At 40.3% G+C, this 25,414-nt stretch carries 22 protein-coding genes and 1 pseudogene; 5 read left to right on the forward strand and 18 right to left on the reverse strand.

Annotated features, from left to right (window positions below; translation table 11 throughout):
• Positions 1 to 209: 209 nt before the first annotated feature.
• A pseudogene (locus tag AC4IFT_RS19885) lies at positions 210 to 293 on the forward strand (IS6 family transposase); the annotation flags it as partial.
• 165 nt (positions 294 to 458) lie between these two features.
• On the opposite strand, the gene AC4IFT_RS19890 reads toward AC4IFT_RS19885, so the two are convergent.
• From AC4IFT_RS19890 to AC4IFT_RS19925, 8 genes are all read right to left on the reverse strand, one after another.
• Positions 459 to 1,526, reverse strand: coding sequence for a hypothetical protein (locus AC4IFT_RS19890; protein ID WP_490752446.1), 1,068 nt, complete (start codon positions 1,524 to 1,526; stop codon positions 459 to 461).
• A 30-nt stretch (positions 1,527 to 1,556) separates the two neighbouring features.
• Positions 1,557 to 1,976, reverse strand: a complete 420-nt coding sequence (locus AC4IFT_RS19895) for a fimbrial protein (RefSeq protein ID WP_490752447.1) — start codon at positions 1,974 to 1,976, stop codon at positions 1,557 to 1,559.
• 114 nt (positions 1,977 to 2,090) lie between these two features.
• Positions 2,091 to 2,699, reverse strand: coding sequence for a fimbrial protein (locus AC4IFT_RS19900; protein WP_490752449.1), 609 nt, complete (start codon positions 2,697 to 2,699; stop codon positions 2,091 to 2,093).
• Between the two features lie 33 nt (positions 2,700 to 2,732).
• Positions 2,733 to 3,470, reverse strand: a complete 738-nt coding sequence (locus tag AC4IFT_RS19905; RefSeq protein WP_490752451.1) for a fimbria/pilus periplasmic chaperone — start codon at positions 3,468 to 3,470, stop codon at positions 2,733 to 2,735.
• A 178-nt stretch (positions 3,471 to 3,648) separates the two neighbouring features.
• Positions 3,649 to 6,162, reverse strand: coding sequence for an outer membrane usher protein (locus AC4IFT_RS19910; protein ID WP_490752452.1), 2,514 nt, complete (start codon positions 6,160 to 6,162; stop codon positions 3,649 to 3,651).
• A gap of 43 nt (positions 6,163 to 6,205) precedes the next feature.
• Positions 6,206 to 6,742, reverse strand: coding sequence for a fimbrial protein (locus tag AC4IFT_RS19915; RefSeq protein WP_490752454.1), 537 nt, complete (start codon positions 6,740 to 6,742; stop codon positions 6,206 to 6,208).
• Between the two features lie 68 nt (positions 6,743 to 6,810).
• Positions 6,811 to 7,341, reverse strand: a complete 531-nt coding sequence (locus AC4IFT_RS19920) for a fimbrial protein (RefSeq protein WP_490752456.1) — start codon at positions 7,339 to 7,341, stop codon at positions 6,811 to 6,813.
• Between the two features lie 81 nt (positions 7,342 to 7,422).
• Entirely contained in the window at positions 7,423 to 7,761 is a 339-nt protein-coding gene (locus tag AC4IFT_RS19925; protein WP_490752457.1) for a helix-turn-helix domain-containing protein, read from the reverse strand.
• Between the two features lie 763 nt (positions 7,762 to 8,524).
• Between AC4IFT_RS19925 and AC4IFT_RS19930 the strand changes: the two genes are divergently transcribed.
• The 4 genes from AC4IFT_RS19930 to AC4IFT_RS19945 all read left to right on the forward strand — a co-directional run bounded on the left by AC4IFT_RS19930 (position 8,525) and on the right by AC4IFT_RS19945 (position 12,369).
• Positions 8,525 to 9,724 (forward strand): IS91 family transposase, encoded by a 1,200-nt coding sequence (locus tag AC4IFT_RS19930; RefSeq protein ID WP_490752459.1) that lies wholly within the window; start codon positions 8,525 to 8,527, stop codon positions 9,722 to 9,724.
• Between the two features lie 1,197 nt (positions 9,725 to 10,921).
• Positions 10,922 to 11,179: a type II toxin-antitoxin system RelB/DinJ family antitoxin gene (locus AC4IFT_RS19935; RefSeq protein ID WP_123382846.1), complete on the forward strand. Its 258-nt coding sequence runs from the start codon at positions 10,922 to 10,924 to the stop codon at positions 11,177 to 11,179.
• Positions 11,179 to 11,454 (forward strand): type II toxin-antitoxin system YafQ family toxin, encoded by a 276-nt coding sequence (locus AC4IFT_RS19940; RefSeq protein WP_123382845.1) that lies wholly within the window; start codon positions 11,179 to 11,181, stop codon positions 11,452 to 11,454. Before AC4IFT_RS19935 ends, AC4IFT_RS19940 begins: the two co-directional genes overlap by 1 nt.
• A gap of 48 nt (positions 11,455 to 11,502) precedes the next feature.
• A complete protein-coding gene (locus tag AC4IFT_RS19945; RefSeq protein WP_490752461.1) occupies positions 11,503 to 12,369 on the forward strand; it encodes a restriction endonuclease in 867 nt (288 codons plus the stop codon).
• A gap of 17 nt (positions 12,370 to 12,386) precedes the next feature.
• On the opposite strand, the gene AC4IFT_RS19950 is transcribed toward AC4IFT_RS19945, so the two are convergent.
• The 10 genes from AC4IFT_RS19950 to AC4IFT_RS19995 all read right to left on the reverse strand — a co-directional run bounded on the left by AC4IFT_RS19950 (position 12,387) and on the right by AC4IFT_RS19995 (position 25,407).
• Entirely contained in the window at positions 12,387 to 12,980 is a 594-nt protein-coding gene (locus AC4IFT_RS19950) for a hypothetical protein (RefSeq protein ID WP_490752463.1), read from the reverse strand.
• Positions 12,981 to 13,048: 68 nt separating this feature from the next.
• Complete coding sequence (locus AC4IFT_RS19955; RefSeq protein ID WP_322958015.1) at positions 13,049 to 13,564, reverse strand: hypothetical protein; 516 nt, start codon at positions 13,562 to 13,564, stop codon at positions 13,049 to 13,051.
• Between the two features lie 7 nt (positions 13,565 to 13,571).
• Positions 13,572 to 14,141 carry a ProQ/FINO family protein gene (locus AC4IFT_RS19960; RefSeq protein WP_490752465.1) on the reverse strand — a complete coding sequence of 190 codons (570 nt, stop codon included), beginning with the start codon at positions 14,139 to 14,141 and terminating at the stop codon, positions 13,572 to 13,574.
• A 706-nt stretch (positions 14,142 to 14,847) separates the two neighbouring features.
• The gene (locus tag AC4IFT_RS19965; RefSeq protein WP_094962752.1) at positions 14,848 to 15,786 is read right to left on the reverse strand and encodes a RepA family replication protein; all 939 of its coding nucleotides are present in this window, start codon (positions 15,784 to 15,786) and stop codon (positions 14,848 to 14,850) included.
• Positions 15,787 to 16,183: 397 nt separating this feature from the next.
• Positions 16,184 to 16,795, reverse strand: coding sequence for a PIN domain-containing protein (locus AC4IFT_RS19970; protein ID WP_123382840.1), 612 nt, complete (start codon positions 16,793 to 16,795; stop codon positions 16,184 to 16,186).
• A gap of 15 nt (positions 16,796 to 16,810) precedes the next feature.
• On the reverse strand, positions 16,811 to 21,937 hold the full coding sequence (gene traI, locus AC4IFT_RS19975) for a conjugative transfer relaxase/helicase TraI (protein WP_490752468.1): 5,127 nt from the start codon (positions 21,935 to 21,937) through the stop codon (positions 16,811 to 16,813).
• The gene (traD, locus tag AC4IFT_RS19980) at positions 21,937 to 24,159 is read right to left on the reverse strand and encodes a type IV conjugative transfer system coupling protein TraD (protein WP_490752469.1); all 2,223 of its coding nucleotides are present in this window, start codon (positions 24,157 to 24,159) and stop codon (positions 21,937 to 21,939) included. The genes traI and traD overlap by 1 nt, the downstream gene beginning before the upstream one ends.
• A gap of 75 nt (positions 24,160 to 24,234) precedes the next feature.
• Positions 24,235 to 24,627 (reverse strand): hypothetical protein, encoded by a 393-nt coding sequence (locus AC4IFT_RS19985; protein ID WP_490752471.1) that lies wholly within the window; start codon positions 24,625 to 24,627, stop codon positions 24,235 to 24,237.
• A gap of 58 nt (positions 24,628 to 24,685) precedes the next feature.
• Positions 24,686 to 24,892 (reverse strand): TraR/DksA C4-type zinc finger protein, encoded by a 207-nt coding sequence (locus tag AC4IFT_RS19990; RefSeq protein WP_392509045.1) that lies wholly within the window; start codon positions 24,890 to 24,892, stop codon positions 24,686 to 24,688.
• 89 nt (positions 24,893 to 24,981) lie between these two features.
• Entirely contained in the window at positions 24,982 to 25,407 is a 426-nt protein-coding gene (locus AC4IFT_RS19995; RefSeq protein ID WP_392509044.1) for a hypothetical protein, read from the reverse strand.
• Positions 25,408 to 25,414: the final 7 nt, after the last annotated feature.

Genomic DNA, 25,414 nt, shown 5'->3' on the forward strand with positions numbered 1-25,414 from the left:
AATGCATTCACCAAACGGCCCTCAGTAATGAAATAGTTAATTTAGCATACCGGCTACTTAAACTTTGCAACAGTCCCATTTCGAGTGCAGGTTATGAATCGATTATTCAATGTAGAGACCGTTTTAGCTTGAAATACCCGATTAAAACCGAGCAAAAAAACGCACAAATTTATTATTTGCAACAGTCCCATATGGAAAAGCTCTCAGCAGAAGAAGCGATTGTGATCCGACAAAATAAATACCTCAATATCCTCATCGAGCAAGACCATCGCAATATCAAACGGCGAATACGCGGGCTTGTTGCAAATAATAAAGTAGTGCATTTTTTGCAACAAGCCCGTATTAATTAAGGGAGATTGTCAGTTTTTTAACATGTATTTTATTCATGCTATGACCTCATTGGTTCAATAGCCACCTCCTTATGGGGTGGCATAAGACTGATAACCAAATGTATTTTATTAAATCAAGGATGTAACTATAACTACCACACCAGTATACAATCCCCCTGTAACTTTCTGATTGGTTCCTGTTATTTCCGCTGAAAATTTAACATTAGTAGTTCCATTTGAATTTATAGGCAAGGATGGATTTATTTTATCATCAAATGTTGTTTGAACTTTAAATGGCCCAACGTTAACAATACCGTTATCGGCAACTTGAAATTGAATATTAGTAGTACTTGAACATGTCGCTGGAATATTTATTGATGCTACTTTATTTAAATAATCAGTCGCTGATACATTATCAATTGTAATTTCTGTCGGAAAATTAAATAGGCAAGTTACATTTGGTTTTGGTGGTGTAATTGCATTGCTACCAGTTGCAGATTTCGAAGTAGTGCAAGTCGAAGTACTAGTTGCCACTGTACCACACGCCAAAATCATAACTGAAGATATGATAGTAGCTTTGTTACTTCCAATATTCGCAGCATATGTATACGGTTGATATACAGTCAAGCCTCTCAACACTCTAAGCTCTGGAATATCACTAAAAGAAGATCCTTCTAACATATTCCCTGTAAATGGAGGAGCCGAAATTTGCAGCCCAGCTACTTCAGGTGACTTCGGTGTTAATAATGAGCAAGATTTATTAATTTTTATGTAACTATCGCTAATCTCCCCCCCAGTTCTCACCTCTGTTCCTTTAAATAATCCGTCCTCAGCTATAAAGCCCCCAGTTTTCGACGCTAGGTAAAAACTAGAATATCCTCTAATATAGCAAGAACCTGTATTACTTGTTCCAATCGGATTATCAGGTGAAGATTTAAATTTCATTACTGCTCCTGAAAAACTTACCGGCTGAAAAAATGCGGTCCCCTTAGTTTCTCCCCAAGTGGGGTCATGAAATATTACTTCACCAGGAAACCTACCTCCACTTCCACTTTTGTATAATGAGCCACTCACAAGAATTTCGATATTATTATTTGAGTGTGGAGCTCCCGTTTTAAAAGCACCAGCAACAAATTGAGCATAACTGCTAAAAGCTGGCAATAGTAAAACAGAAATTAAAAATAGTTTATGCATCATAAATTCACTCCATAGTTGAGTGTCCGTGCTTTATAGGTATTCCACTTTCAAAACACCGGTTGCTGTAAATAACCCCAATTCTATTTCTTCTTCCGTGTTCAACACAGGATAAACAGTGAGGGAAGGTTTATTAGAAAGTACAAAGTTTTCATATTGATTTGGAGGTAGTAAAGTGCCATTTGAAGTAATTTTTAATCCTACATTTGAATTAGTCGTTTTAATTAAATTACTATCAAAACCAGCGACAGTACTTTCAAATTTTAATTTTAAATTAGAATTAGCTGCACTGCCATCCCCACAGTCAATAGTATAGTTAATTTCACGAGCGTACCGTTCACTATCAAATTTATTCACGTTGATTTCATAAAAATTTATTTCTATCGGGCTATTTTTGCCGCCAGGCCCATAAACGTCGCACGCATTTTCAACTACTTCAATTTTAATAGACACCGAAAAAACTTCAGAAACACTCGCTTTACTATAACAAAAAAGCATTAACAGAATAAAATAATGCAATAAACACCTTTTCCGATTGTAAACATTCATAATATTTTACATTCCCAGTTAATCATAAAGCATTTCAAATGCTATCAATGCAGAAAAAGCCCCTGACGTCATAGGTCCACTGGTTCGTATTGGCATAATATTATATTTTAGTATATTTTGGCCTGGATTAATGAGTATAGGAGGAGAGTCATTTCCCATAGACACAACCAGTCCATCATCACTGATTAATTTTAAACCAATTCCTTCTACACCATTAACTTTGATTACATCAGTAAAAAAAGGCTCTGTCACAGCATAAAATCTTGCCTTAATAGCGGGTTGTGAGCTGCTCCATACCATATTCCCGGTTTGAAAGTTTTCCAATTCACTTTGTGTCTCAAGGCAGTCAAGTAATTCTATATTAAATGAAACATACTTAACGTCATTTTTATTATTAAAAAATGAAAACGGTATATTCCCAATTGATATGGATTGATTATTTGAATCCATTGACAATCGGCAAGGACTTTCAGTCAAACTACCAGAAACGTGAATAACGCCGTGCTGCCCATCAATATCGCTACCATCAACAAGACTCATTTGATTCAATAAATTTTGATTTGCTATACTTGCACCAGCAAAGCACAGCAAAAAACAACTAATCAAGTAGTTTTTTTTAAATGCCATTACAACCTCCAGTTTAATCAGCAAGATTATTTATTACTTTGTTGGTTTATCTACAGTATTGCATGTTGAATTTTGGCAATTAAAAAATAAGTTTGGTCGACCGCCGTAATCATTAACGTATGTAAGGATAGGCTTTGAACCCAGCTGCGCACTCGTTATACCTAAATCTTCTTGACTAAATGGAGCAACCATAATCGGCTTAAAACTTTGAATATTTGTCTTATCGTCAGAATTCACATTGGTGATAACGATAAAGTATGCGGTTGGATTTTTAGCAAAAACCTGCCCATTTCTCAGCTCTAATACCATTTTTTCTTGCCAAGGTTCGCTTTGACCCGATGGCGTAATAGATTCAGGCCTATAAAATAATTTTATTTTCGTTTGCAGCGCTATTTGTAGCGTATTAGGTTTGTCGCTTTTAGGCGGTATTTCACGCAAATTAAAATAGAATAGCGATTCTCTATCTTGAGGTAAATTTTTAATAGCAGGAAGTGCTTCCACTTTTATTTGGCTCGACTTACCAGGCTCCAATCTTTGTACTGGCGGTAAAACAATTAGTGGGGATGTGATTTTTTTACCGCTCGAATCTTCAATCCAGCCCTGAGCTAGATACGGTAAAGTATCGTTATTGTTTTTGACTGTCATTGATATGGACTTATTGGCTCCATCAAAAACAGCCCTTGTTCTGTCTAAAGCCACAGCTGCATTAGCAATAGAATATATGTTACTCAAAACCAAGCAGCAACTCAAAAGTGTCAATTTAATTTTCATTTTGACTTTACCTAAATATGTTATTTATCTAATTTTAAAGTGAAAAATTCGGTCATGTATTTAATACATACATTCCGGCGTAGACCCAAAACAATCCAAAACTAGTGCCCCATAAATGAAGTAAAAAATTAAGTTTTTATAACATTCAATATATTGTATACACGACCCGAAATTCTCATTAATTGATTTTTTTACATGGCAATAATAAAACACTCAGCTCCGCGTTACTTAAGTTTTCAGGGAAGAAAATTTGACATTCTTCATCTTTTCCCCAAGTTACTTTCATATTTACAGAGGGTGATATACCACTAATATAAGTGCTGCCAGACTCTCCAACAACACCAACATTTTGGTTTCTGTTGTTGGTTATTTGCGCGCCTAGCGGAGGGTGAGCACCATCTTGTAATTTTATCACAGTCATTAATTTCAAACCGGAAACAACAGAAAATTCACGGTAACCAACCGCACCTTCTGTTAACGTGGCTTGGATAACAGATTGTTGCACATCAACATTATCTGGCAATTTATTTAAATCAATACTCAACTGATTGCGATAATAGTTGCTTAAATCAGATTGAACAGCTTTACCAAATTTATTTGATTCAATGGGAAATCCAGCTCCTGAAATTGGAACATTAGGAACACCATCGGTGTCAATCAGCAGCCGAGATGCACCAGGCGTATCCGCTCTATGAAGTGCAGCCCCCTTCGAAGTAATAGTTAGGCCTCCGCTTGAAGATACCCCCAACCCACGGTATTTACTACCCACATAACTTGCATTAGCAGATACTCTTGATATATCACCGCTATAATCTATAAAACCGCTTACACCAGTACCATATCTTTCATGCATTCCACTTATTTGATAGTTTGTACGGTCATTTAACTTGTCATAATAAGACACTCGATTCGATATATTCTCACGGTCTACCGCTAGAGAATACCCAAAGCTCGCTCCGCTATTTAAAGGTATAGAAGCGGATAAAAATATAGAGTCATCTTTAATTTCATTATAAAAACTTCTATTTGCGCTCAAGTTCAAACTAATATTTTTTAGTGAACCTATATTAAAATATTTTGAAATCATCAAACTATATTGTTCGTTGGTTTCCTTACTCCAAAAGCTTTGGTGGCTATAATTTAAATATAGTGACATATCTAGATTACTAAAATTTTTATTTAATGATAAAGTGTAAAGCTCTTTGCTACCGCCGCGATACCCATTATTGTAATTTTTAGCATAAATAAAATCATTCATACTCATATAGTCACGCTCAGAAAAACGATAACCTGCAAACTGAATCTGGCTATCAATTTCTTCAAATCGTTTAGAGTAATTTATTCGGTACGAACCACCACGCAAAGTATCACTTCTACCTGGCACCTTCGCAATAGATTGTGTAACATCAAATGACAAAGCCCCAAACGCAAATAAATCTCGCCCAACACCAAATGTAAAAGCATTATAATTTTTACTATTTAATGTTCCTGCAATTAAAGACCAACCATTATTTATCCCCAAAGATAATTCACCACTTAAAAAGGTGCTTCCCTCGGTTTTATGAGACAAAGAGTTGGGTCTACCCAGTGATAATTTGTATTGAAGCTGACCAGGTCTCGTTAGATATGGTAAATTAGAAGTTTCAACATTAAATTCTTGTTGAGAACCATCTTGCTCTTTGACCACGACATTTAAAGTACCGCTCACTGAATCATTTAAATTTTGAATCCTAAAAGGCCCTGGCGCAACTAGTTCTTCATATAATATTCGCCCTTGCTGAGAAACCGTTACGGTGGCATTTGTACGAGCAACACCCGTTATTTCTGGGGCATAGCCTCTCAGATTTGGTGGAACCATGCTAAGATCAGACAACAAGCTAACCCCGATAAATCTGAAACTATCAAAAAGAGAAGACTGGAAATAGCTCTCCCCTAACACCAATTTAGATTTTAAGCTTGGGAGCGCCCGGTAAGCATATAAACGAGTCCATGAAAAATTCTTTTCGTTGGATTTGCTACTTATGTTTGATGATGTTTCTTGGTAATCACCTTGCCAGTCAGCTCTTAATCGCCATGGACCTAAGTTTGCGCCAGCAACACCAGTACCTGATAGCGTAGTAAAATCGTTATCTGAAGAACGAAAAGTATTTGCATTTAAATTATAATCAAACAGCAATGCAGGAATACCATCATCCCAACGCGAAGGAGGATCCCAGTTAGGTGAATTATATTCCATATATGCCTGAGGTATATTGACATATAGCGTTGACGTCGCTAAATCACCATTTATTGTTAATCCTGGCAGGCTATCGTTAATAAGACATTCGCCGTCTCGCCACCACTTTAATTTTTTAAATGAACTTTCTAGCAAGCCTAGCGACTTGACTATATCTGGAGAAAGACAGGCTTCCGTTTGATTTTTATCTTTTTCAGAGGAATAATACGGCACACTAATTTCAGATAATTGATCGTTATTTACTTTTAGCGTAAAATGGTATACTCCAGGCATAACATAATTTGAATTTGAAAAATAATTCAAATCAATATTGTCTTTATCATCCAAATCCAAAACTTGAGTATTAAACTCAATATTTTTCGCAGCATAGCTATTAGAGAACGCCCCTAACAAAAACAAACTACTAGTAATGCCAAATATTTTTATTCGTCTAGAGAAAAACACAGCAACCGACATAATATCATTCCTAATTAATCAAAGCATATTGGCAAATCAATTATTAATAGTAGTTAATTTGAAATTTAATTGATGATTGATATGTTCCTGCTCGTAAAGGCTTACCATCAGAAACTAAACGTAATTTATAATGAAGCGATTGATTTCCAGATAAAAATTTTTGGTTTATTAATTTTTCCCCAGGATAAATTAATAAACCATCAGAATCCAATAAGGAAATTGCAACTCCTTCAGCTGAACCAAAAACCGAGAACCAATTATTTTGCACTGCACCATCAAAAGATATTTCAAATGCTTTCCATGGTTTGCCATCAAAAGAAAGAAGCCTACATCCAATTAAATTGATATTAAAGGGTTTATCGTTTCCATACCCTTGATTTTTTAATGATGAAAGAGGTAGAACCCCCATGTCGATCGATTGCTCATAAGAGCCAACATCTATTGCACAAGCCGTATCAACTATACTGCCAAGCATAGATAGACGATAAACTTGCTGTGCTTGACTGCAAGAAGCACCTAAAAGCAGCATTGAAATAAAGATAACAGATAAGCCCATCCATCTTTTGGGATTTTTTTTCATACAATAGACCATGTAAAATTGTGCATGCAACCAACTTCCATTTGATAGCATGCACGGTAACTAATTAATTAATAGTATGCTAATGAGAAATTAGTCACTGCTTGGAATTGACCTGGAGTGACTGGGATGAGGTCACCACTAGTATCTTTTAATTGAAGACCAATTAGCGAAGCTTGGAATTTTAATGTATTATTCCCTTCAACGTAATTTTGTTTTACAGCCTCATTAATATTAACTTTAGTACCAGATGCGTTCATCAGCTTGATTGCCGCACCAGATGCAGTGCCGGTGATTTGCAGAAAACCTGTGTTAGCACCCGCTTCTGTACCTTTAAAGGTAATTTCAACTTCATTGTTATTTGCTAAATTACAGCCTTCTAATTTAATTAGAACTGGTTGAGCTGATGATTCATTTCCATTATCAAGAGTTACATTAGAAACTTGTCCCATAGGAATTTCACGATTTTCTTCACCCGGCGCTATTGAGCAAGGCGCATCAATGATAGAGCCAGTAAATGTTACTGTACCAGAACCGGAATTAGCCAATGCAGAAGCACTCATAACTCCAGAGATTAAAGTTGCTAAAATAATTTTTTTCATATTTTCCTCAAACGATTAATATAATTAAATATACAAAATTGCATATTTATAGTTAACAAAACATTAGTAATTTGGAACGAATTAATAAAAAAGCATAATATCAGAATTTGATCTCTCATTTTTAATAAAATTAAACTTATTAGGCCATGACTCTTTCGCTTCAGATATAATACTTTTAATTACATTTTCAAATGGAATATTTAAAATCATAGCTATTTTAAATAGCATATCAATACTAATTTTATTTATCCCACGCTCATAGCGTGACATTTGCTGCTGTGAAATATTCATTTTTCTTGCTAATTCAGAGCCAGTCATACCATTTTCTTTTCTTGTTTTCTTTATTACTTTCCCGCAAGAAATAGAAAGAAAATTATCTTGAATATCACAGTTATTAATTTTCTCTTTGCTTAATTTCATAATTATTTCCAATGATGGAATATTTAAATATATTTTTAACAGGCCTTATTTAAAAGTAAATATTGCACACGTTTAATGTGTACAAGTATATGGTGTATTTATTTAATATTACACCTCCTCAATTGTAACAATTAGTTAATAATTTCAAATTTACATTTTTTATCATTTTTGTATTTTTTTATTTGTCATATTAAACAATGAATTATAGTTTTTTAGTTGAAAATCTTTTAAGAAAATGAAATTGCAATGTAATTACGCAGTGATTTCAACCAAAAAAAACTGCATAAACGCATTTTAAATCCAAAAATAATTTATTTTAATATTTAGTCTTACTTCGTAACAAAAAAACAATTGATACCTGAAATGGTAAGCCAATCACCGTAAGTAATTAAATTAATTAATTAATTAATTAATTAAAATCAATTAAGTGAAGAACTCTAATTTTAAAACCAATATAAATGTTACAGAATGACTTTAAATTAATACATTTTGATACAATTAGATTCTGCCGCATTAAGCTATTAAGGCACTGTTGCAAATACAGTAGTAAGGTGTGCTTGTTGCAAATAATAAATTTGTGCGTTTTTTGCTCAATATTAATAGAGTATTTCAGGCTAAAACGGTCTCTACATTGAATAATCGATTCATAAAGGCAGATCGCTCCCGTATCCGAAATGAACATAAGCACGCCTGTGGCGTGAGCATCGCGGCAGTGCCGCTCTATTCCTAGGTAACTCCCTTCTCGTCTTTTATACTCTGCTCTATGTATATTCCCAGACCCGCTAAATTATTATTTCAATACGATGACGGATGGAACCGTTTCATTGATAATAACCCTGTCGATGAATGGCAGCTCCTCTGTGTTGAAAAGATGCTCGCCTGTAGCACTTGCGCGATGGGCGTTCGTCGTTATTGCTGTTCTTCTCCCGAATGCACGCATTCCCGTTTCTTTTGTCAAACCTGTAAATCCAAAGCCTGCAGTGCATGCGGCCTCAAAGGCACCGAGCAATGGATTGCCCAACAGCGTCATATTTTACCGGACTGCGAATGGCAACACATCACCCTCACTATGCCCCACCTCCTTTGGCCTTTCTTCAACAATAACTGGCACTTACTTAACCAACTCTTTCGCTGCGCCACCCGTGCCATGCTTAAACACGCCACGCGTCTTGGGCTAGAAATTGGCATTTTTTGTGCGCTACATACTTATGGCCGCCAACTCAATCAACATCCGCACATTCATTTATCGGTCACACGAGGCGGTCTCACCCAATATGACACCTGGAAACCGATTTTTTTCAAAAAGAAAGACGTCGAAAAGGTCTGGCGCAGTGCCGTTATTCGTCTCCTTCGAGACGGCTATTTTCAGTTACAACCGAATAAATTGCCTGGGTTCGGGCACATTCGCGATTACCCAACGTGGTGTCGTTATCTCAATGCCCAGTTTCAACGTTATTGGAAAGTGCATTTTGCCAAAAAGACCCGAGGCGCTTGGCACAACGTGAAATATCTAGGTCGATACCTTAAACGTCCCCCTATCTCGGCGTCTCAGTTGAAACACTACAGCGGAGGCACCGTGGTCCATCATTACTATGATCACCACAGCCAGCAATATCGGCGACAGACCTTATCCCAAGAAGAGATGATACGACGTTATGTCAGCCATATCCCAGCCCGGCATTTTAAAATGATCCGCTATTACGGTTTTTTAGCCAATCGCAAACGTGGGCGCTTATTACCTAAAGTCTATGACGCGTTAGATATGATACATCCTAACGTGCCTGAAAAACCGGGGTTTGCGGCATTGATTAAAGGATTTTTAAACACGGATCCGTACCAATGCATTTTATGTGGAAATCGACTGCGGTTTATGAGTGCGGAAAAAGGCATACATGCCGTCACTTTGCTGTCAGAAAGGCGAGATAAAATGGCTAAAAAACGATGGTTACAAACCGCGGACTAGGATCAGTGTGCCTATTATTTCAGTTTTTGGCTAAAAATAGTGCGATTACACGTTACCATACTTAGGTTTAAATGCGACATAGACCCTTTAGCAGACTCTGATACCGAAACATATCGTTATAGATCCGTTAAACCATTCATCCATTTTCCTAACCATGAACCATCCATATATGCACATATCGAGTTATTTAGATCTGAGATAAAAAAGATCGGAAAAAATATAGAAAGCAAAGATAACTTAACCTATGAAGCAACATGGTCTTACTATCAAATTTTAACTAAGTTTCATGAAGCTATAAAAAACGAACATGATATGAGCACGCGTAAGGTATAAAGGGGATAATAATGAATAATGATTTTGACGAAGTAACATTCATAAACCAGCTTTTCAGAGAGACTATAGAAAATAAAATAATCTGGTCCCTATCCTATGAGATACCAAGCATTCTTCACTCAAGAAGTGAATTTACTATTACCTCGTGCTATCAATCATCTACATTGCCAAATGGAGCTAATTTCTACTTATTCTCATATAGAGTTCCTCAATACTATGGAGATCACGATACATTTTATAATGTTGAGAGAATTAGATTGTCTCTACTTAGGTACAACCAAATTGCATGGCAAAGTCAAAGCGATTCATCTCCTATGAATAACTTATATGATTACGTCAGTACTCAATATTCAGGGATAAGCAATATTTTTGGTTGATTACTGTAATTAATCTAGGAGTTAGTTTGGATATCGGAACTTGTTGTACTATGAGAGATTCCCCAGTATGCCAACCCCCCGTCTTGTCTGCTCTTCAATAAAAATAAAGGGTGGGTGACTACGGTGCTATAAACTGCCATTAAGAATCGCCATCGATTAGGGCTCTCATAAAAGACGCGCGTGAGGTTCATGGTTAAGAAGCTGAATAAACTGGGCGTGAGTGCGCGAAGTTAAAAATGTTATGAAAAAGCGCTAAAATGACAAAAAAACAGGGGCGGGCTACTGTAGAGAAATGAGCGCTTCGCAACTTAAATTGGTACTCTCAACTATAAGGTCATAGCTAACTTTGGCTATTTAAAATGACCACCTAACGGCGTTTACTGTTCTATTACTCCCCAACCCCCCGAACTTCAATTAAACTTAAAAAACTTGATTTGTGGCCACGTTGGGTTCACAATAAAGGAAGATAACATATGAGGATAATAATATGATTTCTGATACGACTGTTAAAGCTAGAATTTCTCAAGATGTCAAAGAACGAGCTGTATCTGCACTTGCAAAGATGGGCTTAAATACATCTGATCTTATCCGTATGGTTATGATCCGTGTTGCCGATGAAGGAAAACTACCATTTGATGTTAAAACGCCAAATATTGTGACTAAAAAAGCAATTGAAGAATTAGAAAAAGGGAACGGAAAAACATTTTCTTCAACCAAGGCACTTTTCGATGATTTGGGGATCTGATGCTAACACCTATTCGTTCAAGTGCTTTTAAGTCTGATGTAAAGCGCCAAAAAAAAAGAGGGAAGGATTTAAACAAACTAAAAGTATTAATTGAGTTGCTAATAAAGGAAGAAAAGATCCCTGTGGACTATGTTGACCACCCTTTAACAGGTAACTGGCGGGGATATAGAGACGCTCATATTGAAGGCGATTGGCTACTAATTTATAAAATTACTGGTCAAGAATTAAAGTTAGCAAGAACGGGTTCTCACCAAGATATTTTCAGCCAATATTAATGTGTTTAACTAAAACTTATCTTTTAATATAATTAAGAGCTACTAAACATGAAGTTCACTCCATCTGATGTCAAATTATTCAATCTTGTTTTTGAGTCAAGTCCTGGTTACATCTTAGACTTTAGTGATAGAACTATGAGAGAATTTTTCGAAGATGAGTTAGCTATTGATATCGATGATGTTATTTATCAGGATGATGGGACATCAAAAGCAAAAAGATTACGTTGCTTTATTCGAAAGTCAGATAAACAATCAGTATTAAATGTCTTAGATAAATTATGGTTATATAAAAAGTCAATAAATCCTTTAGATATTTCCCCTGAAGTGGAATTATCCTATTTAACTTTAATAGAAAAATTGAGCAACACTGATCAAGTATCATCACTAGGAATAAAACCACAACAATTAGAGTTAATTAATTTTAATTATTCTTATTTTTTATCCGAGTTAACATCTATGCAAACACTATCACCTCAGCAAAGAGGCTACAGTTTTGAAAAGTGGTTAAATCAGTTATTCTTTGCATTTCATTTAGCCCCAAAAGAAGCTTTTAGTTTAAAAGGAGAACAGATCGATGGAAGTTTTCTACTCAATAATGACATATATTTAGTCGAAGCCAAATGGTATAATAAAAAAACAAGTAATGCTGACCTTCATGTTTTTCAGGGAAAGTTAGATCAAAAAGCAGCCTGGACAAGAGGTGTTTTTATTAGCTGGGCAGGTTTTACCAAAAATGGTTTAGAGGCATGGGGTAAAGGCAAGAGTTTGATTTGTGTCAGTGGTTATGACCTTTACTATATGCTAAAAAATAATATCAGTTTTAAAGTATTGATAGAAGAAAAAATACGAATAGCAGCAGAAACGGGGATTTTTTATGTAAAAATTGATGAAATATTTCCTTATATTCGAAAATAATAATCGGCTTTAAGTAGTTATTTTTTGTTTACGTTATTTCCTGCAATACATAAAATCACATTGTTTTCAATAGGTTGCTCTGTACTGTTTTTTTCATTAGATACTTTTTCTGTATATAAATCAATTTTTAATTTTGTACCATTAATTACTCCAACAACCATAGTAAGCCCAATTATTCCCATAAAAAAAATAAACGTTATGAAATAAAATAATTTCACTGTAAAAATTTTTGGTCTCGGTTTTGAATGAAATCCATCTCGGTATAAAATGTAAACTACAAAACAAAAAAATAAAGCCATTATAAATGAACTTATTCTTTTTATATCGATAAATGAGTTAATATTTTCATCATTTAATTGTCCAATGAACGTTATAATAAGAAAAATAACCATTGATGGAGATATTATAGATAGTGAGCGTCTAAAATAATCAATAAAAAATGAAAAATTTTTTTCATATCTAATAGCTGAAATTTTTTTAGCTCTATTTTTTATATTATTCATTCTATAGAAATTAACATGTGAGTCCATAAAAAAACAATTTGATTTAATTTTAGTGGCTTGCTTTCTCTTTCTTTTTAGAATTTTATTAAGGATAAATTTACATCTCATATCAATCTTTCTCCATTGATTCAGTTATTATTTCCCCCAATTGAATGAATAATTAAAATATATATTAATTAACCATTCCCCAATTTAAAAAGTTTAAGCATGAATTTAATAACTGTATTGTGTGTTTTTATTCTTGTTTCTCCATTAAATACCTGATCCCATTGCGTTATAAATGGTTCTTTAAGAAAAGCTCCCCAATGTTTTTTATAACCTAGTTCTTTTGATTTTTCTGCAAAGTCATCTATATCAATAAATGGTACTAAAGCAACATTGGAAATATCATCACTAATTTTAATACCGTGCGCCTTTAGCGAATATTGCTGATAATAAAATAAAAAATATTTGCTAATTTCATCCATCGCATAAATCAATAAAAATGCATACATAATACTTGGTGACAATTTAGTGTCATAACCTTTATCCCACATATTCAATACAATAAGAGAGGATATTTCTCTATAATCAGGAATATCTTCATGTAGCAATCCCAGTTTTATACCTTCATCTTTAGAGTCAACACATGCAGCTACACATTCAAAGAACAATTGGTAAGCTTGTGTTGCTGTTAATATATTATCTTCCATAGCTTTATTATCCCTTCTTAGATTGTTGTACTGCTAATCTTTGAATGCGTTTTAACGTATCAGCGACATCCGATTCTGTGACAGTCCCGTTAGGCTGGCCGTCTTTATCATAGCGCACCGCACCAGGCATAATCGTGGTGCGATATTTCACACTGTGGCTAATGGCCGCCAAACTGCGTTTCAATTTTTTATAAGAAATAGGCAATTCACGCACCTTTTTATCCGCCAATAAGGCTTCACGCGTGCCAACCGCCATCGGTCGAAGTTGTCCATTGGGAAAGAGTTGTGGCCAATATTCATAGATATTCGCGATAGCTTCCTCTAAGGGGAGATGTTTTTTGGGTGGCGTTGGCGGAATAACTTTTTTTTCTAACGGGATAACAACCGCTTTCTGTTTTTTCGCCGGCGGAGAAGTCACTTTTTTAGGCGGTTGGATTGGCGCTGTTTTGGCGGGTTTATGGGGTTTACGCGATGTATTGACCACCACCTGTTTACGGCGACGTTGAATAACCGGTTCGGTACTTTCCGACTCTTTTTCTATCACCGGACGTTTTAACGTCAGCGTTTTGCGTTCCATTCCAACCTCACACCAAAATCGTGTTTATCATCAATGCATTAATCGCAGATTATCATGAAATTTAACCGAAATCACCCGCCCGTAGGGCGGTAGACGGCAAAAATAGTCACAAAGAACGAATAGTGGTTAGGGCCGTCGAGACCCGCGTGAGCGGTTACGTGCGGTTTAATACCCCAATCTACCCCCTGTCCTGGTTGAGCCGATTGAATCTAACACCGTCATTTTGCTTATTTGACCCTTTGAAAAACGCAGTGAGACGGGCAAGAGGCGACGCCTCGATGAACGGCTGTAGCTGCGCGTTAAGGTGGCCAGAGGCCAGCTTTACGGGGGCAACGGCACGATATTGACACCGTAATCTGAGCGACAGCCATTTATGGCTTGTAAGCGAAGGCTTTATTGGGTTTATCTCTTTAGAGTGTGCGGCTTGAAAAAGAAGAGCCGCAACTCCTTTTATTAAAAAGGACGTTTAGTTCAGAACCTAAAAACGAATTTAATCATAAAACACGAATATTATTCGAAGTTAATTGCAGAGAATAAAGCCATTCGAAGTTAATGGGGTAAATATTCAGCTAAAATGTTTCCACAATCATCATCGAGATGAATGGAGAGATTGAGATAACGATTTTACTGTTCAAAAAACACGCTATACAGATTTAGGGCGAACGAAACCACCGCCAGTCAAGGCGGTAAATTTAGGGTGGATGAATCAGGAGTCGGGTAAGTGTTCCAGGTAATGCAGGTAAATAGCCTGCCCTTGAACACTCGGATACAAGGCTTTCATTTTGCGCTCAAAAGCCATGACCGCCGCAATGGGCTGTGTCACCTTCCACGATTCAAAACGACGCCAGGCGGCATGTTCTGCGCTTTCTGGTGATTCCAAACTTTTGGCTAACGCTTTCTTTTCCTTCAAGGCCTTCGCTAAATGTTTCTTCTCTTGTTTGAGCGCTTCATCTTTCCCAACCACGAGGGTTTTGAGCTTGTTGAGCAGGTTGCGAAGTTTGTGCTTAGTATCCAGTGACGCCACATTCGCGCGCGCAAGTCGCAAGACATGTTGGGCGTAGCGTTTTTGGTAGCTCTCTTTTAATCCTTGTTTTTCCATCCAACGGCTAAAGCTGGACACCACCTCCCGCAGCTCTAACGCGGAAAACCCGAGTCCATGGAAAAATTCAGGCCGTATCCAAATCCGCATGGCTTTGTATTGTTTGGCCTCGATGTCAAAATCGCGATCAATGATAATCAGGTTGGCTTGTTCCCAATCGCGCAAGGCATGCAGTATCGGGTCGTAACTTTTACGACCACTGTCATAGCGATACAGCTGACCACACAACTCCGCCAACTTCTCCACGGAGCACATTACTTCGAACAACGCATCACTTTCGGGGTTGTAATCCGCATAGGCGATCATGGCCATCGCTAACGCATCAAACGTTTCTCGACGCTCTGAACGCACGGATATCCGCTGCTTTCGGCTGTAGCGCAGTTGATATATATGGGGGTTTCGGTTCCAATCATGACGCTTTAACGCGGCCGCAAAGCGACGCACTGGCACTAATTTCGGTAATTGCCCTAAAAATTTTGGCGCATAATGCCGATGAATTTTGCCGACGGAACAAGGGATTGCAGGATTTGATATCGCATTATTCATGCTTCTCCGCACTTATGTTGTACGGAAGGAGTTGAATTTTTTTGCGCATAATTCTATACTCCCCGCTAGGAAGTCAACAATGTCCTAACGGATTTGCTGGTTGAGCCCCCGATAATCTTTCCAAGCCGCCAAGTTTGAAGAAGATTTCGGGGGTTTTCCATTTCTGGGTTCGAGTGAAAAGCCTCTACTCCCAGTTCTTTTACCACCTTTCGGCGTGGCGACCACAAAATTCACATCAATTGTCGGCTAATTTAGCACTCTATGCGCATTCAAGCAACGTCTTCACGATAAAGACGCGATTTATTCACAAAATTTGTGATAAAACTTGAGGTTCGACGCGAGAGAAAACTAAATAGAACTGGCGGAAATCGCCAACAATCAATGCGGCTAAGCGCGGTTATTTACGGTGTTTAGCAAGCCCAGCAAGATACCAAGCCAGTGCTTCACCATTATAAGAAATCACCTTCAGTGTCACCAAGTTAGCAATATGCGCCTCGACAGAGTGAGCTCGGGCAGCGCCTACGATATTGATTAAACAACGACGCAACCCAGTAAGTTGCTTCGGAAAACCGTTATTACGTTGAAAAAAAGGTGTTTTGAGTACTTTTTTAGTCTCATCAAGCGAAAGTGTGCGTTTTTGCTTGGTTTGGATGACCCCTTGCAGCGTACAAGATCGCCCGCGTTGTTTTATCGTATTCATTAAGGGCATCAGCCCTTTATCGTTGGTAAATACAGTAAATTGACACGTTTTATCCGCTTGCTCATGTGCCTGCCCTAAGTACCAGGCAAGGTGAAAGTCCACATTATTCTGACTGACTTGACTCACCTTAATGATGTTGAGGATATAGCGCGTGGATGTTTGTACGGGTAATTTGAGGCTAACTTGCTTGGGTCCGACAAAAACAAAAACCTGTTGGTACTGCTCAAACGCTATCGGATCTAAATGCGGGACATTTTCTAAATCAACAAACGCCCATTGGGTTTTGGCTGATGTAACTGGCTTTTCCATCGATAATTCACATCCTTAATCACCAAATTCACGGTCACGGGATTTTTCCATCACCATTTCACGCTCTTGTTGACGCAAAACGTCTCGTTGTTGTTGCTGATGTTCACGCTCAAGCTGAACGGCCTTTTCAATGACTCGCTCTTTCGCCTCCAATAAGTCATGTTCCCCTTTCAGCAAGCTATCACGCTCTTGCGCCATCACCTGCCGCAGTTCGTCCTCGCTCAGTTCAGGCACTTTAGGCTCGCTGTTCGCTTGCTGACGTAGAGCAGCTTCAGCCTCTTTTAAGGCTTTATCAATCGCCTGCTCCTCGGGGGTTTGCAGCGATTTCGGGTCACTGTCTGCTTTATCGGTTTGCGCGGTATTTGGGTTCGCATAGGCGTTATCCACTTCCCCTTGCGTGATTTTCTCAATCATGGCCGTATGTAAACGTTCATCAGGATTGAGTTGCACCACCACACCCTGTTCGGGTTGCTGTGCCATTACCTCAAAGGCTGACTCTAGAGTGTTCACAATCACGGTTTGCCCGTTTTGACTGGGTTTGACGACAATAAATTGCGCCTGCTCGCTCCCCAGTAAACGCCCTTCAGCACGAAGCCCCTGCAATTTATCCCCGTCGAGTTCAATGGCTTGTAATACCGTACCTTGGGCTTTGCCGTGTTCATTAAAAGCAGGCCACGCGACATGCGGTTCGGGGTGCTTGGTGGACGGGTAAACAAATTTTCCTTCGTGTGACTCGCCCAACCCCATTTGGCGGCTTAATGCGCGACCAATCGCCGTATCATTAAGGGGTTTCGCATGGTCAAACAGTTGATTACCCACTTTAGCGGCGCGGTCTTGTTCAGCCAACAACACATCGTGCGCCGTCTGCCTGTTCCCTGGGTTCTCAATGGCTTTTGTCCATTTATCCAAGTCATCACTGTAGGTTTGCACATGCGCCTTAGTACGCGAAAGACTGACATACGCATCACGCAAGGTGGCGAGCATACGCCGCCCTGATTCGACACCGCCGAGGACAATCACATACAAACTACTTGCCCCTTGAGCTTTGTATGCCGTGCCTGCATAGCCGTAATCCAGATGTTGGTCAGTCAATGCCCCTTTCGGGTCAAGCACACGAGATTCGTCGCCCTTAGTAAGGGTGATTTGCCCGTTGCCACTGACCTCACTGACCGTCCAATCGCTGTTCATCACGCGCCCCCGCTCTTTGTCTGTTCGGGTAAAGTTAATTTTTTCCCCTGCGGCGATATGACGGGTTTCTTGGCGGTAAATACCAATATCCAGCAAGCTACTTTCAAAGGCCGAGAGTAAATGCCCTTTGCCTTGTTCATCAACCAGAGTCACAATCCCGTCACTGACGCCCTCTTGAGTCACCTCAATCCGATAGTACTGCTCTTGGATGAGGGCAATTTTACCGGCATGTTTTGCCAGTCCTGCTGTTGATAACAAGGCCTCAGTGCGCGTACTCTCACGCACCAATATCGGGACGTCTTTTCCCCCTTGTAATTGCCCTTGCTCGACTAAGATTTGATGAATACCGCGATTAAGTTCATCTTTATCGCGGTTGGTTTGTGCCACAATCAGCGTCTCTTTTTGGGCTTCAGGTGTTCGCCCACGATAATCATCGAGAATATGCGTGATAACCTTATCGCCCGCGTCGACCACCGACTGTTCTGGGAGTTCCGCCCCCGCTCGACGGGGAACCACATTAGGTGTCACACGATTCATCGTATCCATCGCAGTTTGAATATTGCCGGCTATGATGGCTTCAATGGCAGGACGAAGCTCGGGTCTTTGCCGTACAATTTCGTTCACAACCGCAGTCGTCAGTGTTGAACGGTCTTGCGCGAGGGAAAATGGGTCACCACTGTCCACCGACAATAACTGCGCCCTATCCCCTGAAATGGGCGCTCGCCCGCCACCGCGCTCAATCACGTCTAACACCTCAGTCATAATTTTGTTACCGACCATCGACCCTTCATCCACTAAAAAAAGGGTATTTTTAAAATCCAGCACTTCCCCTTGCTGTTGGCGTTGGTTGGCATCCATCAAGAAAGCATGCAAGGTTTGTGATTTCACCCCCACTGCCGCCATTTCCCCGACGGCTCGGTGCGTGGGGGCAAGACCAATCACTTCCGGTCGCTGCGCAGCAGGGAGTGCATCCAGTGCCTTGATAACGGCCTTCAGCTGGGTCGTTTTCCCCACTCCTGCATAGCCTTGTATGCCGACAAACTGGTCGCGAGTGGTTAAAATCAATGTGGTGGCGGCCTTTTGCCCCTCCGTTAACCCTTCCAGTACGGCATCAGGGACAGACTCCATCAGCGGGGTTTGTGTTCCTTTGCCGGCTAAAATGGTGGTCAAAATTTGTTTTTCCATCTCCCACGTACTGGCTGTCACGTAGTGTTGCTGGGCGGCACTTTTACCACTGGTTACAGGGATAATGGCTTTTTGGGCGACTAAGCGGTCAAACGCTTTACCCAGCGATTGACTATCCAGCGCGGTGTGTAACGGCAACGCTTTGGCAATCGCATCGATACGCGAGAAAAAAACCTGACTCTCTTGCGCTAATTCCATGCCTTGTTGCAGGGCTTTTTCGGGCTTAGACAATAACGCTTCCGTGGCTTTATCGGCCGCTTGTTCAATGGCTTTGCTGTCTACCCCTTCAACCCCCGCTAACTGCCGCGCTTGCTGATAGACTGGCGAACGCGATAAGCGACGCTCGGTTTCCATCTTATCCAGTGGCGTATACACCGTAATATGTTCACCACTGCGTGCCGCCGTATTGAGTAAGGTGGGCTGTGTATCACGCGCAGACGCGGCCAATAACACTGTGCCTGTATCGTTAGCCTGTTGCCCTGGCGCGGTAACATAACCATAATCGGCTTTGACGCCGTCCCGTACATCAATGCGATGCGTTTTCCCGTTAAAGTTAACCATTATCGCATTAGACATAAAGCCCGATACCGTGACCCTGTCACGTGCAGAGAGCTTATTTTGCTTCGCCAATATCGTTAACTGCTCGCCTTGCTTGATGTCCATCGTTTGGCGCTGATACGCACTCCACTGGCCATCAAATTGATGCGGTTTCATCACCTGCTTTTGCCCTTGACTGTCAAGCAACGTGACCGAACGGGTTTCAGGGGTGACGCGGTCAATAGTAAAACGCTCAACCTCCTTTTTATCTGCATTCCAGCGCTCCATCACCATGCCTTCACGGTAGCTGTCGATTTGCTTGCGCGAATGGCTGTCGAGCCACACGGGTTTGAGCTGTGTCACCGTCACCGTTTTTTCACTGAGCATGCCCCGCTCAGTGAGCGTTTGGCGAATGGTGTCAGTGACAATTTTTTGTTCCCGAACGCCACTGACCTGCGCAACCACGGGTTTCATGTCACTGTGCAGCTGTGCATAATCCGCCGCCAATGCCGCATAACGATGATTTTTATCGGGAATGTGTGCCGTTTTCACCGTCAAGACAGCGGAAGACTCACCTTTAAAACGTGGCACCCCCGCATCTTGCAGCGTCGCCAACACGTTTCCCGTACCTTTACGGCCGCCACTGTCCATCATGAGCACCTGCACATTGGCAGATTGAGCATTTTCCAGTAGAGATAAGGCCGATTTCAATGACAGTTTTTCCGCATTAGCCACCACTAAGGTACTGTTGGGCTTGAGTGGTTGACCATCACCCAGCGTCATTTTTGGCACAGTGGCAAAGCGATTATCATTGGCAAACGCTTTACCGCTGGTCGCATCAAGGGTCATTACCGCCACGTCACGCCCTTGTGATTGGGCCATCGTGACACCGTCTAATACCCCGTCTCGCTGCGCTTTACCAAGCCCTTGACTGGCCACAATCGCAATATTGGGTAAGGTGTCCGCCACTTTTTCCATCACGGGGCTGAGGGTTTCTGTCCGCGCCTGAAAACTGACGGTACGGTTATGTTGCTTCATATCGGTGGCGATTTGCTGTAGCTTCAGCTCGTCCATCAAATGAATGGACGAGGTAAACAACCCTTTTTTCTCATCCAGTGGAATAAGTTGACGCTGTTCAATCGCCACATCGATGGCTTCACGCACCTGCGCTATCATGCCCGCACGGGCTTCCAATCCCCCAAGCGTTTTAGCCAACACTTGGCTGTAAGTCATGCTGAGTTGCTTGTCGCTGAGTAACGCAATCGCATCAGTGACAGCGCGGGTAATATCGGGCTGTATATCCCGAGAGGTATCACCCATCTGGCCTTTGGCAAGACGCTGCTCGGCTTCAGCGTAAAACGCTTTGCGTTCTTCAGGGCCAAAGCCATTTTTATCCAAGCGGTCAAACCAGTCAGTTAGCAATTCACTTTTTTCAGGGGTTGTTTTCGCCTGACGGGTATCGAGGGCGGCCACATCACGAGATTTGAGTGAGGCTTCATGCCCCACCGCATCCATGATTTGGTAATGCCGCTGAGAAAACGGCACAACGGGCACGCCCACAATTTCCCATAATCCATTCTTGCCTGTTTCATGGGTTTGCATGCCAAAGCTTTCCACACGCTCACGTAAAGCATGGCGGTAGATTTGCCCTAATGACACTTGTAAGGCATAAACCGCCTCACTAAAGCCGCTTTTTTGCTGTGTATCACTGGATAACGTGCGCCACTCGCCATTGTGTTCGGTCATGTTCATCACAAGAGCATGCGTATGGACTAAAGGGTCGTGCTCGCGGGACGTATCATGGTTAAATGCCGCGATAACTAAGTTTTTGGTCATTTCCAGCAAGGTTTTGCCTTCAACCATCACCCGCGTTGACGCGAGACTCTCCACCTCTTTCAGGGCAACCTCGACCGCATGATTATGTGCGTCAATCATGCGTTTATCGCCCAGAACAAGCCCTAATACAGAGACACTTTTAGGTGCCGAAAAGGTTAAATCTTGCCCTTCGCGGTGGACGTTTTTACCATTTTCCATGCGCTCAAGACTTTGGGCATTGGGTAAACGCCCCTCCAGGATTTCACCCAGTTGGTCTTTCGTGACTTCGCCTTCCAACCCAAGTGATTTAGCGCCTTCACCCATCCAACGGGCTTCTAGGTTGCCGAGAAAATAATAATTATCTTCATGGGTATAATAATTTGCCGCATTATTGGCAATCGGTGCAACAGTCAGCATTACCATTTCCCCCAACCATTATCATGTTCGCGGTCTAATTCTGGTGTAGAATTGGAATGATTTGCATGGGGATCGCCCAAAATTTCCTTTTCTTCCTGCCGCATGCGCGTATAGCTGTCATACAAGTCTTGGGGGTTTTCTTCGTGCTCCGTGGTTGCCCCCAACACTTCCCCCGTATCGGTGTTGACGCGCAAATTATCAACAACCACTTCTCGCCCCCCTTGGCTTTCCGTTAGGTTTTCGGATGATGCGCTTCCCGTTGCTATCTGACTGTTTTTGGGCGTCGTTGAATTCGGTGTTGGTTGAACGATAGGTTGAGGTTGAGCAACGTCTGTAACGGTATTATTAGGTGTGGTCTCAACAGGCAATTCAATCGGCTGACCGCTTATCAAGCTATCAATGACCTGGTTGACACCGTCAGGGATAGCGCCCATTTTTAATCGCTCGTTAATTTCAGCTTCAATCTCTTGGTCTAAGCTGTCATTAATCGCACGAGCCGTGAATTCGGCCGCAACGGGTTTGATTTTTTCATAGCGCATTGCATGTTTAACAACAGGATATTGGCCGGGTAATGTGATATAACACGTCAAATCCGGTAACGATTGCACATCGGAGTAGTTAACTAAGTCACTGTCTTCTTGCTGCTTATTAAACGAAACCCCATCGCGTACCGTCTCTTTACCGTAACTGTATTGCTCACTGAAGCGTTTGATCCGTTCTTGCCCGAGCTGGTCACGTACCCACTTAGCGACACTTTCATCGGGTGACCGAAAGAATAAGCGCGTATTAAGCAAATCCATCAAGCCGTCAGCTTTATCACGACCATAAATGACATCTAATTGAGGTTTATTTTGAAAACCAAGCGCAAAGCAACCACCAAATTTTCGGCCTTCTGATACCACTAACGGTAACTCGGGCAGTTGATGTAACTGAGCCATTTCATCGTAAACAAACCAAATACGCCGCTCAGGATTTTCCCCCATCTCTAATAAACAGTTAGCGGCTTGGGCTAACCACATGGAAATTAACGGTTTTAAGGATTCATGCTGGCGAGCATTACTTGTTACCCAGAGCCAACCATGTCGCTGTTTAGGCTCATTAACGGTTTTCATCCACTCACGTATGGAAAAAGGTTCCTTACCATTACGTTCTATACCTTGAAGATATCGCAAAGATTTAACATAGTTAGTCAGAACCCCTCGGATTGAAATGGCCGTTTTTTCCACTTTCTCTTCCATCAAGTTACTGGCTTCAGTACCTGCGACATAAGTTCGCAATGTTTTTAAATCAATCGCTAAAAGCGTCCGCAACAACTTGTTATAACTGCGTTTCGGGTCAGAACTGAGTTTATTGGCTACAGCCGTAAAGATGGTGCGCGCCGATCCTGTCCAAAAGGGATCTTCCGACGTACTTTGTGGAATAAGCGTATTCGCCATGCTGTCAAAATCGGGTGTCGTGAGACATTCCCGCCACAAATCCCAATTTTCACAACGTTCGTCTAATGGATTGAGCAATTTATCGATGTTTTCGTTGTAGTGCTTTTTGACCAGAGAACACCCCTTATCGAACACAATCACCATATCGCCCCGCTGACGTAATTGAATAAGCAGCTTATTGATTGCATTCGATTTCCCTGACCCTGGCGTACCATGAAACAACATATTTTGAACTTCACTGTTGAGTTTCAACGGAAGTCCATCAAAGGTAATCGGAGAGGCCTCACGGCGAGCATGGAGCATATTACGGACGAGCTTAATATCTTCAGTTAACGTCCGCCCTCCAATCACATCGTCTTTGGCTTGACGTTGACCTAAACGGTGCAAAAAACGGTAAATAGCAAAGGCGAGAATGCCGACAAACACGGAGGCCCACACAAAAGAGAGCCAGAGTTCTTGTAGAAAGATGTCGCCTGCATACATCATGTAGGGATCTTTTAAAATATTGGCCGACGTAAATCGAAAGAGTTGTCCATCAAAATGCACATCATAAAGCGGCGGAACTCGATATAAGGCTTTCTCGCCCGCAGACGTGAAATAAAGCCACCAATACAGACCGCCATTTTTAATTTCTTGTAGAGGGACTTTTAAATAAAAAATTAAGGGTAAAAGAATTAAATAAAAATTAACGAGCCAAAATGAAATCCGCTTATTTACCTGCATGAACATGCCGAGCATATAGCTAAAGACTTGTCCACCCTGCGTAATATGCTTGGTTGAACTCATAATAAGATCACTCTGTCAAATAAAGAGAATAGAGAGAGACGTGCTCCCTACATATGAGATAAAAAACGAAAGGGGTTATTTTTTAATGCTGAGTGATTTTTCTAACGCTTTGATTTTATCATGCGTCACAACAGCACAAAATGTAATCACATATTCACGATCTCGACCATTCAGAAAAGCGGGTAAATTCAATTTCGGTAAAAACCGTTTTAATTTCATCAGTTCTTCAGCTATTTGGCGACTAGCTGATTCCGAGACTTGGTGGTAACTTAAATAAATGGGTAGGTTTTGTTCGGTTGTATTATTGGGGTATTTATCACCGACAATATAATCACTGCATTCTAAAATAAAATCGGTGTATTTGGGGATATATGTATCATCATCTTTTAATGTTGATGAGAAAGAAGTATGGGAAAATAAAAATAATAACAATGCTATCCCCACTTTATTCAGTGTTGATTTATTCATGATAACCTCAAATTAGAATTCGATATAAAACGTAGGTAGGATTAATTTAAAAACGTAATTATCTTAGGCGAGAACACTCTTGGCGCTCTATACAACTAACACAATGTTGCACACCGATTAAGGCTATTCTGCGCGCAAGCGGAATACTCTCACCGCACTCGATACAAAATTTTGCACTTTGACCATGATACTGTGCACGTTGACTCAACCTTAAAGACAGCAAAAACTCGCTCTCAGCTTGAGAGACATCAATTTCATCCGCCATTGGAAACCTCTAGAAACGAGAGGGTCTATTCCCCTGAAAAATTTATTATTTAGGGGAGTAGACCGTTAACAAACGAAGTGCGTTAGGGTTTAATTAGATTTTTGATTACTAAAGATTTCATTCAAAAGTTCTTTTACTTTTGGAGATTCTAATTTTTTCTTTGCATTCAATATAATGGCCCATAAAAAGTAAAACCCATCAGATAAGGCAAGCACAAATAATATAGTACTTACTTTCGTGAAAACTCTATCGAAAGAATAATCTATTATCGGAGCAATAAATATAATGAAAGATAATGTTACTTGCATATATGCCTTTGGTGATAGCCCCGTATCTGGAACTACCTTAAATGCAGTAAAAATCCAAAAAAATGCAGCTCCAAACATTATCACATTGAATATATACGCATCTTTATATAAATTAAAACCTTTTGATTCTGTAATGACAAAAAAGAATAAACTCACAATAATTAGTATTATATTTTTACCTATAACTATTCTTTTATATTTATTCATTCACCCT

The sequence above is a fragment of the Providencia sp. UF-183 genome (assembly GCF_058246155.1).